Raw genomic sequence first — 15,771 nt, 5'->3', positions numbered from 1 at the left:
TTCGCTATTTCGCTAAGCACCTGAGCGACAAATAAAAACGGCCTGGACTAGGCCAGGCCGCAAGCATGCATCATACGTGTTACTGCCAAACGACAGTAACGTACCGAAACAGTTACTTCAAAACAGCCAGGGCTGCTTCGTAGTTTGGCTCTTCAGCGATTTCCTTGACCAACTCGCTGTGCAGCACGTTGTCGTTTTCGTCCAGCACTACGACGGCACGAGCAGTCAGGCCTTTGAGCGGGCCGTCGGCAATCGCCACACCGTAATCAACCGCGAAATCCGAATCGCGGAAATCAGACAGGTTCTTCACGTTTTCCAGGCCTTCGGAGCCGCAGAAACGCGCTTGGGCGAACGGCAGGTCGGTGGAGATGCACAGCACCACGGTGTTTTCCACATCGTTGGCCTGCGCGTTGAACTTGCGCACCGAAGTCGCGCAGGTTGGGGTGTCGACACTTGGGAAGATGTTCAGCACCTTACGCTTGCCCGCAAAGGTGGCCAGGGTGGCGTTGGACAGATCGCCGGCGGTCAGGGTGAAGTCTGCGGCTTTGGCGCCGACTTTCGGCAGTTCGCCTTCAACCTGGACCGGGTTGCCTTTGAGAGTGACTTGAGCCATGAACGGAATCCTTATGCTGGGTTTTGGTTAAACGAATTCAAGAGGCCGAAGTTAACCACAAACTACGATGACGACCTACCGCCAGACACAAATTGTCATGCCACCGGTTGTGGTTTAATTGCGCGCTTTTCACCTGCCCCTCAAGGAAACCGTTGTCGATGAATCAGCCCGCCACCAAAGTCCTGGTCATTGGTTATGTCTGGCCGGAACCACGTTCCTCGGCCGCAGGCGGGCATATGATGCAGATTCTTGAGAGTTTTCTGGCGCAAGGTTGGGACATTACCTTCAGCAGCCCCGCAACCATCGGCGAGCACAAGGCCGATCTGCCCGCCCTGGGCATAGCCGAATGCGCTATCGAGTTGAATAACAGCAGTTTCGACGATTTTATCTGCGAACTCGCTCCGGATATCGTGCTGTTCGACCGCTTCATGATGGAAGAACAGTTCGGTTGGCGCGTCGAGAAATGTTGCCCCGATGCCCTGCGCGTACTGGAAACCTCTGACCTGCAAAGCCTGCGCGACGCACGGCATCAGCGCCTCAAGGACCACCTCAAGGCCCACCCCGACAGCGACGACTTCAGCGCGCTGTTTTCCCCGGCGTTGCACGAAGAGTTCCAGCTGATGGCCGACACTGACCTGGCCAAGCGCGAAATCGCGGCGATCTACCGTTGCGATATCAGCCTGATGATCTCTGACGTGGAAATCCGCCTGCTGACCGAGCAGTTCAAAGTGCCGGCTGCCCTGCTCCACTGGTGCCCGCTGATGCTGGAACCACCCGCCGAGCCCTTCGCGCCATTTGAAGACCGGGCGCACTTCCTCAGCATCGGCAACTTCCGCCACGCGCCCAACTGGGACGCGGTGTTATGGATGAAAAACAGCCTGTGGCCGCTGATTCGCCAGCAATTGCCGGGCGCCCAGTTGCATATCTATGGCGCCTACACGCCGCCCAAGGCCACTGCGCTGCATAACCCGGCACAGGGATTTCATGTGATGAACTGGGCCGAAGATGCCTTGCAGGTGATGACGGCCGCGCGTATCTGCCTGGCGCCACTGCGCTTCGGCGCCGGCATCAAGGGCAAACTCGCGGATGCGATGCTCTGCGGCACACCGAATATCACCACGCCCATCGGCGCCGAGGCCATGGGTGATGAGCAGCCGTGGCCGGGGCTGATCGAACACAGCGCACCTGCACTCGCCGCCGCCGCCGTGGCGCTCTACCAGGACCGCGAACGCTGGACCCAGGCCCAGGAAAACGGTCGCCAGCTGTTAGCGCGCCGCTATGACCAGAACATTCATGGCCCCGCGCTGGTGGCATGTCTGCAACAGTGCCGCAGCCATCTCGCCGCCCATCGCCGCGATAACTTCACCGGCAGCATGCTGCGCCACCACGCCCATAAAAGTACGCAATACATGTCCCAGTGGATCGAGGCAAAAAACCGCAGCGTATAAACGGCGACGCTGGCGAGGTTGCGCGCGAGGGGGCATTATCCTACGCAGCAACCACAATAAAGCGACGGCAGTATGACCCGAGCAACACGAATCACCGACCCTTCCTACGAGCTGATGGACGATCACAACGGTCTGTCCATCATCTATCGCCAGCACGGTTTCCCCTGCCCGCTGGTGCGCTGGCACTTTCACAAGGAATACGAGCTGCACCTGATCGTCGCCAGCTCGGGCAAGGTGTTTATCGGCGACTATATCGGCAACTTCTACCCGGAAAGCCTGTTCCTCACCGGCCCCAACCTGCCCCACAACTGGATCAGCCAGGTCGAGGAAGACGAGGTAGTGCCCAAGCGCGACATGTTGGTGAATTTCACCGATGAGCTGTTTGAAGGCGGCAGCCATATCTTCGCCGAACTCAAGACCCTGGCGCCGCTGCTGGAACGGGCGCAGTACGGCATCGAGTTTCGCTGCAAGCGCACGATTGCCCAAGCGATGACCTTGATGCAGCGCATTGAGGACGCACAGGGCATGGCGCGGCTGGGACATTTCTTTATCCTGCTGGAAGTACTCAGCGCGTGTGAGGACTACCAGTTGCTTTCAGGGGTGACGACACCGCAGTTGGCCGACGAGCACAGTATCGACCGTACCAACCGCGCGGTGGACTACATCTTCGCCCACTACGCGCGTGAGCTGTCCCTTGAAGAGGTTGCGGAATACCTGGGGATGAAGCCCACCTATTTCTCAAGGGTGTTCAAACAGGCCACCGGGCGCACGTTTATCGAATTCGTCAATCGGCTGCGCATCAGCAAGTCGTGCGAGCTGTTGGCCGATGGTGATAAAGCCGTGACCGATGTGTGCTTTGAATCGGGCTTCAACAACATCTCCAACTTCAACCGGCGTTTTCAACAGCTTAAAGGCATGACCCCTTCCCACTACCGACGCCTGGCGGTGCAGCGCTTGACCGAGCAGAACCTGGCTTAATGGTTTCAGCTGCTGTGTTATCGAGTGCAAAAAAGTATCAGTCCCAGTGCTCCCAAGGATTTGTCACAGCGCCATTAGAAGGCTGTAATCAACGCACACTCTTCCTGACTCCTTGTGGGAAGACACAACAACAATAACTGTCCTTCTGTAGCCCCCTGGGCGCGGAAATGGAGTGCGCGATGAAGTTCACAGCAAAAGCTCTAATTGCCTTTTCTTGTATGACCCTCAGCGCCGTCAGCCTTGGCGCGCAAACCCTGACCATTGCCACCGTCAACAACAGCGACATGATCCGCATGCAAAAGCTCTCGAAAACCTTCGAGGCCGAGCATCCGGAAATCAAGCTGAATTGGGTGGTGCTCGAAGAAAACGTGCTGCGCCAACGCCTGACCACCGACATCGCGACCCAGGGCGGGCAGTTCGATGTGCTGACCATCGGCATGTACGAAGCTGCACTGTGGGGCGCGAAGGGCTGGTTGGAGCCGATGAAGGACTTGCCGGCGTCCTACGATCTCGATGACGTATTCCCTTCGGTGCGTGACGGCCTGTCTGTCAAAGGCTCGCTGTATGCCCTGCCGTTCTACGCCGAAAGTTCGATCACCTACTACCGCACCGACCTGTTCAAGAACGCCGGGCTGACCATGCCCGAGCATCCGACCTGGACGCAGATCGGCGAATTCGCCAGCAAACTCACCGACAAGAGCAAAGAGCAATACGGCCTGTGCCTGCGCGGCAAAGCCGGTTGGGGTGAGAACATGGCGCTGATCACCACCCTGGCCAACGGCTACGGTGCGCGCTGGTTCGATGAGAAGTGGCAGCCGGAATTCAACGGCCCTGAATGGAAGGAGGCGCTGAACTTCTACGTCGACAACATGAAGAAATCCGGCCCGCCGGGCGCCTCCAGCAACGGCTTCAACGAAAACCTGGCGCTGTTCAACAGCGGCAAGTGCGCGATTTGGGTCGACGCCAGCGTCGCCGGTTCGTTCGTGACCGACAAGACCCAAAGCAAAGTGGCTGACCACGTCGGCTTCACCTTTGCCCCCCACGAGAAAACCGACAAGGGCACCTCGTGGCTGTACTCCTGGAGCCTGGCAATCCCTACCAGTTCCAAGGCCAAGGACGCCGCCAAGGTGTTCACCAGCTGGGCCACCTCCAAGGAATATGGCGCATTGGTCGCCAAGACCGATGGCGTTGCCAACGTACCGCCAGGCACGCGCAAGTCGACCTACAGCGATGAGTACATGAAGGCCGCGCCGTTTGCCAAGGTGACCCTGGAATCGCTGAAAGTGGCGGACCCGACCAAACCAACGCTCAAGCCGGTGCCGTATATCGGTATCCAGTTGGTGACCATTCCTGAGTTCCAGGCGATTGGGACACAGGTCGGTAAATTCTTCTCGGGCGCGTTGACCGGTCAGCAGACGGTGGATGCTGCGTTGACTGCTGCGCAGACCACCACTGAGCGGGAAATGAAGCGGGCGGGTTACCCCAAATAAGGTGAGCCTTCCACTGTAAATGTGGGAGCGGGCTTGCTCGCGAATGCGGTGTGTCAGTCACGGATGCATCAACTGGAAGACCGCATTCGCGAGCAAGCCCGCTCCCACATTTGATTGCACTCCGATTCTTGCTCTGTACTGGCCTTGAATACCATGAATACAACCACACCCAAAAACCGCCTGGCCAACCCCGGCTGGTTCCTTGTCAGCCCCTCGGTGGCCTTGTTGCTGCTGTGGATGATCGTGCCCCTGGGCATGACCCTGTACTTTTCGCTGATCCGCTACAACCTGCTCTACCCCGGCGAAAACCAATTCGTCGGGTTGGAGAACTTCACCTACTTCATCACCGACTCGGGCTTCCTGCCGGGCGCCACCAATACCCTGTTGCTGGTGGGCAGCGTGCTGCTGATCAGCGTGGTGTTCGGTGTGTTGATCAGTGCCCTGCTGGAGGCCAGTGAGTTCTTCGGTCGCGGCCTGGTGCGGGTGTTGTTGATTTCGCCCTTCTTCATCATGCCCACGGTCGGTGCGCTGATCTGGAAGAACCTGATTTTCCACCCGGTGTCGGGGATTCTCGCCGCCGTGTGGAAGTTCTTCGGCGCTGAGCCGGTGGACTGGCTGGCGCACTACCCGTTGCTGTCGATCATCATCATAGTGTCGTGGCAATGGCTGCCCTTCGCGATCCTGCTGCTGATGACCGCCATGCAGTCCCTGGACCAGGAACAAAAGGAAGCCGCGCGCCTCGACGGTGCCGGTGCTATCGCGATCTTCTGGCACCTGACCCTGCCCCACCTGGCGCGCCCGATTGCCGTGGTGGTGATGATCGAAACGATCTTTCTGCTCTCGGTATTCGCCGAAATCTTCACCACCACCAACGGTGGCCCCGGCTACGCCTCGACCAACCTCGCCTACCTGATCTACAACCAGGCGCTGGTGCAGTTCGACGTGGGCATGGCCTCGGCCGGCGGCTTGATTGCCGTGGTCATCGCCAATATCGCGGCGATCATCCTGGTGCGGATGATCGGCAAAAACCTGACTGACAAGCCTTGAGGGCCGCGCCATGACGCTTCAACAATCCCGCCGCCTGCAAAGCCTGTTGCTCGGCACGTTGGCCTGGGCCATCGCGATCCTGATCTTTTTCCCGATCTTCTGGATGGTGCTGACCAGCTTCAAGACCGAAATCGACGCATTCGCTACGCCGCCGCAGTTCATCTTCACGCCGACGCTGGAGAACTACCTGCACATCAACGAGCGCAGCAATTACTTTAGTTATGCGTGGAACTCGGTGCTGATTTCCTTCAGCGCCACCGCCTTATGCCTACTGATTTCAGTACCGGCCGCCTACTCCATGGCGTTCTACGAAACCAAGCGCACCAAAGGCACGCTGCTGTGGATGCTGTCCACCAAAATGCTGCCGCCGGTGGGCGTGCTGATGCCGATCTACCTGCTGGCCAAGAGCTTTGGCCTGCTGGACACGCGCATTGCGCTGATCATCATCTACACCCTGATCAACCTGCCGATTGTGGTGTGGATGGTTTACACCTACTTCAAGGACATCCCCAAGGACATCCTCGAAGCCGCCCGCCTGGATGGCGCCACGCTGTGGCAGGAAATGGTCCGCGTGCTGCTGCCGATCGCCAAGGGCGGCCTGGCGTCCACCGTGTTGCTGTCGCTGATCCTGTGCTGGAACGAGGCGTTCTGGTCGCTGAACCTGACCTCGTCCAGCGCCGCGCCGCTGACCGCGTTGATCGCCTCCTACTCCAGCCCCGAAGGGTTGTTCTGGGCCAAATTGTCCGCCGTCTCGACCCTGGCCTGCGCACCGATCCTGATTTTTGGCTGGATCAGCCAGAAACAGCTGGTGCGCGGGTTGTCCTTCGGCGCCGTGAAGTAACGGCTGCTTAATAAAAATTCAAAGCGGAGGCCCATCCCATGGCCAACCTGAAAATCAAGAATCTGCAAAAAGGCTTCGAAGGCTTTTCCATCATCAAGGGCATCGACCTGGAAGTGAACGACAAGGAATTCGTAGTGTTCGTCGGCCCCTCGGGCTGCGGTAAATCCACGCTGCTGCGCCTGATCGCCGGCCTTGAAGAAGTCAGCGAAGGCACCATCGAGCTGGATGGTCGCGACATCACCGAAGTGACCCCGGCCAAGCGTGACCTGGCGATGGTGTTCCAGACCTACGCGCTGTACCCGCACATGAGCGTGCGCAAGAACATGTCGTTTGCGCTCGACCTGGCCGGTGTCGACAAGAAGCTGGTGGACAGCAAGATCAGCGAAGCGGCGCGCATCCTCGAGCTGGGCCCGTTGCTGGAGCGTAAGCCCAAGCAGCTGTCCGGTGGGCAGCGCCAGCGTGTGGCGATCGGCCGCGCGATTGTGCGTAACCCGAAGATCTTCCTGTTCGATGAGCCGCTGTCCAACCTCGACGCCGCCCTGCGCGTGCAGATGCGCCTGGAGCTGGCGCGCCTGCATAAAGAGTTGCAGGCGACCATGATCTACGTGACCCACGACCAGGTCGAAGCCATGACCCTGGCCGACAAGGTCGTGGTGTTGAACAGCGGCCGTATCGAGCAAGTCGGTTCGCCACTGGAGCTGTACCACCAGCCGGCCAACCTGTTTGTGGCGGGCTTCCTCGGCACGCCGAAAATGGGCTTCCTCAAGGGCAAGGTCACCCGCGTCGAGGGCCAGGGCTGCGACGTGCAGCTGGACGCCGGCACAACCATCAGCCTGCCGTTGAGCGGTCCCAGCTTGAGCGTCGGCAGTGCGGTGACCCTGGGCATCCGTCCTGAGCACCTGGAAATCGCCGCGCCGGGCCAAACCACCTTGACCGTCACCGCCGATGTCGGCGAACGCCTGGGGAGCGACACCTTCTGTCACGTTATCACCGCCAACGGCGAGCCGCTGACCCTGCGGATTCGTGGCGATATGGCCAGCCAGTACGGCGAGACGCTGCACCTGCACCTGGACCCGGCGCACTGCCATCTGTTCGACACCGACGGTGTTGCCGTGGCCCGCCCACTGCGCGCTGCCGCCTGATTTCGCGAGTATTCCGTCATGAAGCTGAATAAACAGAACCTCACCCAACTGGCGCCGGAAGTGAAGCTGCCCGCCTACGCCATCGCCGACACCCGCCAAGGCATTGCGCACATCGGCGTCGGCGGTTTCCACCGCGCACATCAGGCGTATTACACCGATGCGTTGATGAACACGGGCGAAGGCCTGGACTGGAGCATCTGCGGCGTCGGCCTGCGCAGTGAGGACCGCAAAGCCCGTGACGACCTGGCTGGCCAGGACTACCTGTTCACCCTGTACGAACTGGGCGATACCGACGACACCGAAGTGCGTGTCATCGGCTCGATCAGCGAGATGCTGCTGGCAGAAGACGGCGCCCAGGCGCTGATCGACAAACTGGCCAGCCCGCAGATTCGCATCGTCTCGCTGACCATCACCGAAGGCGGCTACTGCATCGACGACAGCAATGGCGAGTTCATGGCCCACTTGCCGCAGATCCAGCACGACCTGGCGCACCCCACGTCACCGAAAACCGTATTTGGCTTTATCTGCGCCGCCCTGACCAAACGTCGCGCCGCCGGCACCCCGGCGTTTACCGTGATGTCCTGCGATAACCTGCCGCACAATGGCGCTGTCACGCGCAAAGCGCTGCTGGCCTTCGCCGCCCTGCACAATGCCGAGTTGCACGACTGGATCAAGGCCAATGTGAGTTTCCCGAATGCCATGGTCGACCGCATTACGCCCATGACCAGCACCGCCCACCGCCTGCAACTGCACGACGAACACGGCATCGACGATGCCTGGCCGGTGGTGTGCGAACCCTTCGTGCAGTGGGTGCTGGAGGACAAATTCGTCAACGGGCGCCCGGCCTGGGAAAAGGTCGGCGTGCAGTTCACCGATGACGTCACGCCGTATGAAGAAATGAAGATCGGCCTGCTCAATGGCAGTCATTTGGCACTGACCTACCTGGGTTTTCTCAAGGGCTATCGGTTTGTGCACGAGACCATGAACGATCCGGTGTTTGTCGCCTACATGCGTGCCTATATGGACCTTGATGTCACGCCGAACCTGGCGCCGGTACCGGGTATTGATCTGACGGACTACAAGCAGACCTTGGTGGATCGCTTTTCCAATCAGGCGATTGCCGATCAGTTGGAGCGCGTGTGCTCGGACGGCTCGTCGAAGTTTCCCAAGTTCACCGTGCCGACCATTAACCGATTGATTGCGGATGGGCGCGAGACCGAGCGTGCGGCGTTGGTGGTGGCGGCCTGGGCACTGTATCTGAAAGGTGTGGATGAGAACGGGGTGAGCTACAAGATCCCGGACCCGCGGGCCGAGTTTTGCCAGGAGCTGGTGAGTGATGACGCGCTGATCAGCAAACGCCTGTTGGGGGTGGAAGAGATTTTTGGTACGGCTATTCCCAACTCGCCTGCGTTTGTGGCAGCTTTCGAGCGGTGCTTTGTCAGCTTGCGTGACAACGGCGTCACCGCAACACTGCAGCACCTACTGAAGAAACCGAATTAAACAGGTGGGAGCTGGCTTGCCTGCGATAGCGATCTATCAGTCACCTCATGGCTGACTGGACCACCGCTATCGCAGGCAAGCCAGCTCCCACAGTTGATCGGATTAGCACTCCAACAATAATACTGCTGAGCAAATCCTCATGACCCAGCAAAACCTGTTTCTCGGCATCGACTGCGGCACCCAGGGCACCAAAGCCATCGTCCTCGACGCCTCCAGCGGTAAGGTGCTGGGCCTCGGCGCGGCGGCGCACACGTTGATCAGCGGCGCCAATGGCCGTCGCGAGCAGCACACCCAGGAATGGCTGGACGCTTTCACCGAAGCTACCCACCGCGCTTTGCAACAGGCCGGCGTGGATGGCCAGGACATCCTCGGCATCGGTGTTTCCGGCCAGCAACATGGCCTGGTGCTGCTGGACGAGAACGGTGAGGTGCTGCGCCCGGCCAAGTTATGGTGCGACACCGAAACCGCACCGGAGAACGACCGCCTGCTGCAACACCTTGGTGGTGAAAGCGGTTCGCTGGAACGCCTCGGCGTGGCGATTGCGCCGGGCTACACCGTGTCCAAATTGCTCTGGACCCGCGAGCAGCATCCGGACATCTTCGCGCGCATCGCGCACATCCTGCTGCCCCACGATTACCTCAATTACTGGCTCACCGGCCGTGCGGTCGCGGAATACGGCGATGCGTCAGGCACGGGCTATTTCAACGTGCGCAGCCGTGAATGGGATGTGGCACTGCTCAAGCACATCGACCCGAGCGGTCGCCTGGAACATGCCTTGCCGCAACTGATTGAAGCGGATCAAAGCGTGGGGAGCGTGCTTCCGGCGATTGCCGAACGCCTGGGCATCAACCCCAACGCCATCGTCTCCAGTGGCGGCGGCGATAATATGATGGGCGCCATCGGCACCGGCAACATTGCCCCAGGCGTGATCACCATGAGCCTGGGTTCGTCGGGCACCGTGTATGCGTTCGCCGACCAGCCTAACGTGAGCCCGCAGGCGTCGGTCGCCACGTTCTGCTCGTCCAGCGGCGGTTGGTTGCCACTGATCTGCACCATGAACCTGACCAACGCCACCGGGGTGATCCGCGAACTGTTCGACCTCGACCTGGCCGCGTTCAATGCGTTGGTCGAACACGCGCCTATTGGGGCCGAGGGCGTGAGCATGCTGCCCTTCCTCAACGGCGAACGCGTGCCCGCCCTGCCCCACGCTACTGGGAGCCTGCATGGCCTGACCATGACCAACCTGACCCGCGCTAACCTGTGTCGCGCGGTGGTCGAGGGCACCACGTTCGGCCTGCGCTACGGCCTCGACCTGCTGCGCCAGACCGGCCTGCAAAGCCACAGCATCCGCCTGATCGGCGGCGGTTCGAAAAGCCCTGTGTGGCGGCAGATGGTCGCCGATATCATGAACACCGAAGTCATCTGCACTGAACAAAGCGAAGCCGCCGCCCTGGGCGCGGCGATTCAGGCGGCGTGGAGCCAATCCGGCGAACCCCTGGCCAGCCTGTGCGACAAATGCGTGAGCGTCGACCCGGCCAGCCGGACCCTACCGGTGGCGGCCAATGTCAGCGCCTATCAACAGGCTTACGAGCGCTATCAGCAGCTTGTGGCAACCCTTTAAGAGCGAACGACTATGTATCTGGTGTGTGGCGAAGCGCTGTTTGATTTCTTCAGCGAAGAAGATCCCAGCGGGCAGGCTTCCAAGGTCAATTACAAGGCGATTGCCGGCGGTTCGCCGTTCAACGTCGCGGTCGGGTTGCGTCGCCTGGGTATCGACGCCGGGCTGTTTGGCGGTTTATCCAGCGACTTCCTCGGCCGCCGCTTGTTGCAGGTGCTCAAGGATGAAGGCGTGAGTGAACAGTTCCTGGTGGAATTTGCCGCGCCGACCACCTTGTCGATGGTCGCCGTGGGCGCCAATGGCTCACCGCAGTACAACTTCCGTGGCGAAGGCTGTGCCGACCGGTTGTTGGAAATCGCGCACCTGCCGGAGTTGGGCGATGACATTCGCGGCCTGCATATCGGCTCCTTCTCGCTGGTGGTGCAGCCGATTGGCGACACCCTGCTGGCGTTGGTCAAACGCGAAAGCGGCAAGCGCCTGATCAGCCTCGACCCCAACGTGCGGCTCAACCCGCAACCGGACATCCAACTGTGGCGCGATCGCGTGGCCGAGCTGGTCAAGCATGCCGACCTGATCAAGGTCAGCGATGAAGACCTGCACCTGCTCTACCCCGACCAGTCGCCTGAAAGCGTGCTGCGGGGCTGGCTGCAACACCGTTGTCAGCTGGTGTTCCTGACGCGCGGTGGCGATGGCGCCAGCGTATTCAGCCGTCAGCATGGCACTTGGTCTGCACCTGCGGTCAAGGTGGTGATGGCCGACACGGTGGGTGCCGGCGATACCTTCCAGGCCGCCTTGATTGCCTGGCTGACCGAACAGCAGCTGGATTCGGTGCAAGGCCTGCAACAGCTCACGCGCGCGCAGATTGATGCCATGCTGGGGTTCGCCATCCGCGCCGCTGCGCTGACCTGCGGCAAGACCGGGCCCGACCTGCCGTATCGCGAGCAGCTCTGATGAAGGTTTTGTCAGCCACGTAAACATTAATCGATGGTTAATCCCGCAAGTCGACAGTCAAGTCGTACCCACTTGCGGAGAACCACCATGAAATTGCGCACTTTACTGCTCGGCAGCGCCTTGGCGCTGGCCGCAGCCTCAGGCCTGGCCCAGGCCGACGACCAACCCGCCACTGCCAAACCCGTGCCTTACCAGTACGGCATGCCGATGAATATCGACAAGGTGCTGGCGATGAACGAAACGCCGACCGACGAATGCAAAGTCATCAAGGCCGATATCAAGTTTTTGGATAAGGCGGGCAAGGTGGAAGACGTGAGCTATCGAAAAATGTCCGAAGCCTGTGATTTCCAGAACTGAGCCGTTAAAAGATCGGGCTATACCGTCGGATTTCACCGCATGAACATGTAGGACTTTTCTCAAAAACCCTAATTTAATCAATGATTAAGGTGGAGAGATAACAGTGAGCCCAACCGCATTTCCAAGGCTATTGGCTGAAGGGGCGGTCACCGCTTCATCGCGTTGATGAACCGGACCACTGACGGAGAATCCTCATGAACATGCACAGCGTATTCCTGCTCGGCTGCACCTTGGCGCTCACCACCGTATCGGCAATGGCACAGGCTGAAACAAAACCCGTGCCGTATCACTACGGCATGCCCATGGACATTCAGAAAGTGATTGCCATGACCGAGCCCCAGACCAATGACTGCAAGGTCATCGACGCCCAGATCAAGTTCTTGGACAAGGCCGGTGAACTGCACTATGTGAGCTACAAAAAAATGTCCGAGGCTTGCCTGTTCCAAAACTGAACAGGCTGCAGATAAGGGCGGCGTAGTGCGTCAACACGCGATATCCTTGCGCGCTCGTCAAACGGCTGAAAGGATTCGCCATGCAACTTCGCTTTCACACGCTCGCCCTCTTTACCGCCGTGCTCTGCTTCGCCCTGGCCTTAATATGGGGCCTGCGCCCCGAATGGATGTTGTGGCTGTGGAGCGTGGAATACACCAGCACCACGGGCCTGGTTGCCCGGCGTAACGCAGCACTGTTCCTGGCCATCGGCGTGATATTTTATCGCGCTCGCCATGCACCGCCCTCCGATACGCGACGCGCCATGACCACCGGCTTTATCACCGGATGCCTGGTGTTGGCGGCGTTGGGGTTCAGTGAATGGATAAACGGCAATGCCGGACCCGGCATTCTACTGGCGGTGGCAACGGAAACCGTATTGGGCCTGGCGTTTATCCAGGCCCACAGGTCTTCGGTCGTCCAACCTCAGGCGTCCTGTTAGTTGTAGCTGCGCCCTGCTACTTTTTGCAGGACGGGTGCCTGGGTGTGCTTGAGGTTTTCACGCAAACCGGTGATCAGGTTGCAGATGGCTCGACTGCTGTCGAGTTTGTCTGCGTTTATGCCTTTGACTTCCAAATCCACCCGATCACGGTCGCGGTCGTCATAGACTTTGATCGTCAGCGAAGCATCTTCGGCTTTGGTGCATTCGCACCGCTTGGGCAGGAAACTTCCTTCAATAATGCTGCGAAGTTCTAATTCCGAAAGCATGGTCAACCTCTCCTTTCTTGAGACTGCCAACAGTTGTTGTGAATTCAGCGAGCGCTTGCCCGCCGCGTCTTACCGACCTTGGAAGACGCTTATGACACCCAAGCGTACTCGGCAAAATCCGACCTCGTTGTAACCATTCCTCATAAGCAGGCTTCCATTTCATATAATTAAAACTTGAACTTATAGACTTAGTTAGATAAGCGTCGAATGGCCTTGATTAAACGTTTAACCCTTTACCTCGCGGAAGTCAGCGTGCTGCGCAACCACTCTTTCAGCAACATATCGCAAACTATCAAAGTTGATATTGGCCCCGGAATTAATCGCCACCAGCGTCTGCCCGCGCACGCCATGCTCACCAACATGCTTGCAAATCCCCGCTACCGCCAAAGCGCCTGAAGGTTCGGTGATAGAGCGCGTATCGTCGTAGATCAGCTTGATTGCGCTGCAGAGTTCGTCATTACTCACGGTGATGACCTCATCCACCCAGTCCCGACAGATTTCAAACCCATAGGCGCCCACCTGCGCCACCGCCGTGCCGTCGGCAAACCCCTCAACGCTGGAGAGCACCACCCGCTCACCGGCCCGCAGCGCCGCCAACAAGCAACTGGAGCCCTCGGGCTCGACACCGATGATGCGCACTTCGGGGCGCAGGTATTTGACGTAGGCCGCCACTCCGGCGATCAAGCCACCGCCCCCAACCGGCACGAAGATCGCGTCCAGCGGGCCTTGCTGCTGGCGCAGGATTTCCATGGCCACGGTGCCCTGGCCGGCGATCACTTCCGGGTCATCGAAGGGCGAAACGAAGGTGCACCCGGATGACTCGGCCAACTGCAGCGCATGGGCCAGGGCAAAGGGGAAGCTCGCCCCGTGCAGCACCGCTTCGGCGCCCCGTGAGCGTACGCCCACTACTTTCAACTCCGGCGTGGTGCTGGGCATGACGATCCGCGCCTGGATCCCCAACGCCTTTGCTGCCAGCGCTACGCCCTGGGCATGATTGCCCGCCGAGGCCGTGACCACGCCACGCGCCTTTTGCTCAGGCGTGAGCTGCACCAACTTGTTGTAGGCGCCACGGATCTTGAAGGAAAAGGTCGGTTGCAGGTCTTCGCGCTTGAGTAGCACCTGGTTACCCAACAACGCTGACAACGCCGGAGCGGCCTGCAAGGGCGTACGCACCGCCAGGTCATACACCGGGGCGGCGAGAATCTTCTTCACATAATGTTCAAGCAGGCCCGGGTCGGCGGTGTGAGGCGCGGTACAGGTGCTCATAGGTATCTCCTGGCTTCTTGTAAAGGGCCCGGGAGACGGAAAAACAAAACCCGCCTCTAGGGCGGGTTTGGGTACAGCCGTGCGCTATCCCGCCAAATGAGGAATGGCGGTAATAATAATGTTCTGCTGGCTGCACAAGGCTTGAAAGGTCATGTGACGAAACTAACCGGCAGCCCGTGACTTCGTCAATGGCGAAGAGCCATTTAACGCATGGGGCTTTACGATGAATATACGAAACGTATACGATTTGTATATTCATACCGCACAGTGAACATCATGGGCATCGTCAAGATCACCGACCAACTGCACGAACAACTGCGCCTGGCCAGCGCCGCGATGGACCGCTCCATCAACGCCCAGGCCGAGTTCTGGATCAAGATCGGCCTGCTTGCCGAACTCAACCCTGACCTGCCCTACAACGCGTTGATCAACAAACTGTTGCTCGACAAGCCCGACCTGATACGGGGGCGCACTTGATGATCAAGACTGCCCCGCAACTGGCCGTGATGCGTGAAGCCGGACGTCTGCTGGCCCAGGTCTTCAGCATGCTCGACGGTTTTGTCGCCGCCGGCCGCTCTACCCTGGAGCTGGACAGCGCCGTCGAAGCCTTCATTCGTAATGAGCTCAAGGCCCGCCCTGCCAGCCTTGGCCAGTATGACTACCCCTTCTCCATCAACACTTCGATCAACGAGGTGGTGTGCCACGGCATGCCCAGCGCCAAGGAGATTCTCAAGGACGGCGACATCATCAACATCGACATCACCCTGGAAAAAGGCGGTTTTATCGCCGACTCCAGCAAGATGTACATGATCGGCACCGTCGCCCCCAAAGCCCGGCGCCTGGTGGAAATGACCTTCGAGGCCATGTGGGCCGGCATCCGCCAGGTCAAGCCCGGCGCCCGCCTGGGCGATATCGGCCACGCCATCCAGAGCCACGCGCAAGCCAACGGCTACAGCGTGGTCCGCGAGTACTGCGGCCATGGCATTGGCCGGCAGATGCATGAAGAACCGCAGATCCTGCACTTCGGCCGCCCCGGCACCGGGTTGGAACTGCGCGAAGGCATGGTGTTTACCATTGAGCCGATGCTCAACCAGGGCAGCAGCAAAGTGCGCAGCCTGAAGGATGGCTGGACCGTGGTGACCAAGGACAACAGCCTGTCGGCGCAGTGGGAACATACCGTGGCGGTGACAGCGGATGGCTTCGAAGTCCTGACCCTGCAACCTGACGCCTGAGCAACTCGAAACCTGTGGGAGCTGGCTTGCCTGCGATGACCATAGGTATCTACACATTTCAAATGTAATAGTGCGTAGCAGCTGTCGAGCC

The 15,771-nt window shown here is 59.6% G+C and carries 17 protein-coding genes; 14 read left to right on the top strand and 3 right to left on the bottom strand.

What is annotated here, in order from left to right; all coding sequences use genetic code 11:
• Positions 1 to 112 precede the first annotated feature (112 nt).
• Positions 113 to 613 carry a thiol peroxidase gene (gene tpx / locus BFP95_RS02125; protein ID WP_065876326.1) on the bottom strand — a complete coding sequence of 167 codons (501 nt, stop codon included), beginning with the start codon at positions 611 to 613 and terminating at the stop codon, positions 113 to 115.
• A gap of 158 nt (positions 614 to 771) precedes the next feature.
• On the opposite strand from tpx, the gene BFP95_RS02120 reads away from it, so the two are divergent.
• From BFP95_RS02120 to BFP95_RS02065, 12 genes are all read left to right on the top strand, one after another.
• Positions 772 to 2,061 (top strand): glycosyltransferase, encoded by a 1,290-nt coding sequence (locus tag BFP95_RS02120; protein ID WP_065876327.1) that lies wholly within the window; start codon positions 772 to 774, stop codon positions 2,059 to 2,061.
• Between the two features lie 72 nt (positions 2,062 to 2,133).
• Positions 2,134 to 3,039, top strand: a complete 906-nt coding sequence (locus BFP95_RS02115) for an AraC family transcriptional regulator (protein WP_065876328.1) — start codon at positions 2,134 to 2,136, stop codon at positions 3,037 to 3,039.
• 218 nt (positions 3,040 to 3,257) lie between these two features.
• Positions 3,258 to 4,529, top strand: a complete 1,272-nt coding sequence (locus BFP95_RS02110) for an ABC transporter substrate-binding protein (protein ID WP_371905507.1) — start codon at positions 3,258 to 3,260, stop codon at positions 4,527 to 4,529.
• Positions 4,530 to 4,682: 153 nt separating this feature from the next.
• Positions 4,683 to 5,576: a carbohydrate ABC transporter permease gene (locus tag BFP95_RS02105; protein WP_049708596.1), complete on the top strand. Its 894-nt coding sequence runs from the start codon at positions 4,683 to 4,685 to the stop codon at positions 5,574 to 5,576.
• Between the two features lie 10 nt (positions 5,577 to 5,586).
• Positions 5,587 to 6,417: a carbohydrate ABC transporter permease gene (locus BFP95_RS02100; RefSeq protein ID WP_065876330.1), complete on the top strand. Its 831-nt coding sequence runs from the start codon at positions 5,587 to 5,589 to the stop codon at positions 6,415 to 6,417.
• 38 nt (positions 6,418 to 6,455) lie between these two features.
• Positions 6,456 to 7,559 carry an ABC transporter ATP-binding protein gene (locus tag BFP95_RS02095; protein WP_065909146.1) on the top strand — a complete coding sequence of 368 codons (1,104 nt, stop codon included), beginning with the start codon at positions 6,456 to 6,458 and terminating at the stop codon, positions 7,557 to 7,559.
• Positions 7,560 to 7,577: 18 nt separating this feature from the next.
• A complete protein-coding gene (locus BFP95_RS02090; RefSeq protein ID WP_065881533.1) occupies positions 7,578 to 9,059 on the top strand; it encodes a mannitol dehydrogenase family protein in 1,482 nt (493 codons plus the stop codon).
• Positions 9,060 to 9,198: 139 nt separating this feature from the next.
• Positions 9,199 to 10,680 (top strand): xylulokinase, encoded by a 1,482-nt coding sequence (gene xylB / locus BFP95_RS02085; protein ID WP_065909144.1) that lies wholly within the window; start codon positions 9,199 to 9,201, stop codon positions 10,678 to 10,680.
• A 12-nt stretch (positions 10,681 to 10,692) separates the two neighbouring features.
• On the top strand, positions 10,693 to 11,628 hold the full coding sequence (locus BFP95_RS02080; protein WP_065889732.1) for a carbohydrate kinase family protein: 936 nt from the start codon (positions 10,693 to 10,695) through the stop codon (positions 11,626 to 11,628).
• A gap of 87 nt (positions 11,629 to 11,715) precedes the next feature.
• Positions 11,716 to 11,985: a DUF2790 domain-containing protein gene (locus tag BFP95_RS02075; RefSeq protein WP_065909142.1), complete on the top strand. Its 270-nt coding sequence runs from the start codon at positions 11,716 to 11,718 to the stop codon at positions 11,983 to 11,985.
• Positions 11,986 to 12,179: 194 nt separating this feature from the next.
• A complete protein-coding gene (locus BFP95_RS02070; RefSeq protein ID WP_065909141.1) occupies positions 12,180 to 12,437 on the top strand; it encodes a DUF2790 domain-containing protein in 258 nt (85 codons plus the stop codon).
• Positions 12,438 to 12,517: 80 nt separating this feature from the next.
• A complete protein-coding gene (locus tag BFP95_RS02065; protein ID WP_065876337.1) occupies positions 12,518 to 12,916 on the top strand; it encodes a hypothetical protein in 399 nt (132 codons plus the stop codon).
• Here BFP95_RS02065 and BFP95_RS02060 read toward each other — a convergent pair.
• Both BFP95_RS02060 and ilvA read right to left on the bottom strand, forming a co-directional pair.
• The gene (locus tag BFP95_RS02060) at positions 12,913 to 13,182 is read right to left on the bottom strand and encodes a DUF1652 domain-containing protein (protein WP_065876338.1); all 270 of its coding nucleotides are present in this window, start codon (positions 13,180 to 13,182) and stop codon (positions 12,913 to 12,915) included. The two genes, BFP95_RS02065 and BFP95_RS02060, sit on opposite strands and share 4 nt — an antisense overlap.
• A 225-nt stretch (positions 13,183 to 13,407) precedes the next feature.
• On the bottom strand, positions 13,408 to 14,448 hold the full coding sequence (gene ilvA / locus BFP95_RS02055; protein ID WP_083224189.1) for a threonine ammonia-lyase, biosynthetic: 1,041 nt from the start codon (positions 14,446 to 14,448) through the stop codon (positions 13,408 to 13,410).
• Between the two features lie 276 nt (positions 14,449 to 14,724).
• Between ilvA and BFP95_RS02050 the strand changes: the two genes are divergently transcribed.
• Together BFP95_RS02050 and map are read left to right on the top strand one after the other, a co-directional pair.
• Positions 14,725 to 14,925, top strand: a complete 201-nt coding sequence (locus BFP95_RS02050) for a ParD-like family protein (protein WP_049708606.1) — start codon at positions 14,725 to 14,727, stop codon at positions 14,923 to 14,925.
• Entirely contained in the window at positions 14,925 to 15,680 is a 756-nt protein-coding gene (gene map, locus BFP95_RS02045) for a type I methionyl aminopeptidase (RefSeq protein WP_065876340.1), read from the top strand. The genes BFP95_RS02050 and map overlap by 1 nt, the downstream gene beginning before the upstream one ends.
• Positions 15,681 to 15,771: the final 91 nt, after the last annotated feature.

The sequence above is a fragment of the Pseudomonas sp. 58 R 12 genome (assembly GCF_900005865.1).
GTDB classification, from domain to species: Bacteria; Pseudomonadota; Gammaproteobacteria; order Pseudomonadales; family Pseudomonadaceae; genus Aquipseudomonas; species Aquipseudomonas tritici.
Note: the sequence above shows the minus strand (reverse complement) of the source record. Positions and strands in the feature narration are given on the sequence as shown.

Coding starts and splice junctions, on each gene's coding strand:
- tpx (WP_065876326.1), bottom strand. CDS start 613: ATGGCTCAAGTCACTCTCAAAGGCAACCCGGTCCAGGTTGAAGGCGAA.
- BFP95_RS02120 (WP_065876327.1), top strand. CDS start 772: ATGAATCAGCCCGCCACCAAAGTCCTGGTCATTGGTTATGTCTGGCCG.
- BFP95_RS02115 (WP_065876328.1), top strand. CDS start 2,134: ATGACCCGAGCAACACGAATCACCGACCCTTCCTACGAGCTGATGGAC.
- BFP95_RS02110 (WP_371905507.1), top strand. CDS start 3,258: ATGACCCTCAGCGCCGTCAGCCTTGGCGCGCAAACCCTGACCATTGCC.
- BFP95_RS02105 (WP_049708596.1), top strand. CDS start 4,683: ATGAATACAACCACACCCAAAAACCGCCTGGCCAACCCCGGCTGGTTC.
- BFP95_RS02100 (WP_065876330.1), top strand. CDS start 5,587: ATGACGCTTCAACAATCCCGCCGCCTGCAAAGCCTGTTGCTCGGCACG.
- BFP95_RS02095 (WP_065909146.1), top strand. CDS start 6,456: ATGGCCAACCTGAAAATCAAGAATCTGCAAAAAGGCTTCGAAGGCTTT.
- BFP95_RS02090 (WP_065881533.1), top strand. CDS start 7,578: ATGAAGCTGAATAAACAGAACCTCACCCAACTGGCGCCGGAAGTGAAG.
- xylB (WP_065909144.1), top strand. CDS start 9,199: ATGACCCAGCAAAACCTGTTTCTCGGCATCGACTGCGGCACCCAGGGC.
- BFP95_RS02080 (WP_065889732.1), top strand. CDS start 10,693: ATGTATCTGGTGTGTGGCGAAGCGCTGTTTGATTTCTTCAGCGAAGAA.
- BFP95_RS02075 (WP_065909142.1), top strand. CDS start 11,716: ATGAAATTGCGCACTTTACTGCTCGGCAGCGCCTTGGCGCTGGCCGCA.
- BFP95_RS02070 (WP_065909141.1), top strand. CDS start 12,180: ATGAACATGCACAGCGTATTCCTGCTCGGCTGCACCTTGGCGCTCACC.
- BFP95_RS02065 (WP_065876337.1), top strand. CDS start 12,518: ATGCAACTTCGCTTTCACACGCTCGCCCTCTTTACCGCCGTGCTCTGC.
- BFP95_RS02060 (WP_065876338.1), bottom strand. CDS start 13,182: ATGCTTTCGGAATTAGAACTTCGCAGCATTATTGAAGGAAGTTTCCTG.
- ilvA (WP_083224189.1), bottom strand. CDS start 14,448: ATGAGCACCTGTACCGCGCCTCACACCGCCGACCCGGGCCTGCTTGAA.
- BFP95_RS02050 (WP_049708606.1), top strand. CDS start 14,725: ATGGGCATCGTCAAGATCACCGACCAACTGCACGAACAACTGCGCCTG.
- map (WP_065876340.1), top strand. CDS start 14,925: ATGATCAAGACTGCCCCGCAACTGGCCGTGATGCGTGAAGCCGGACGT.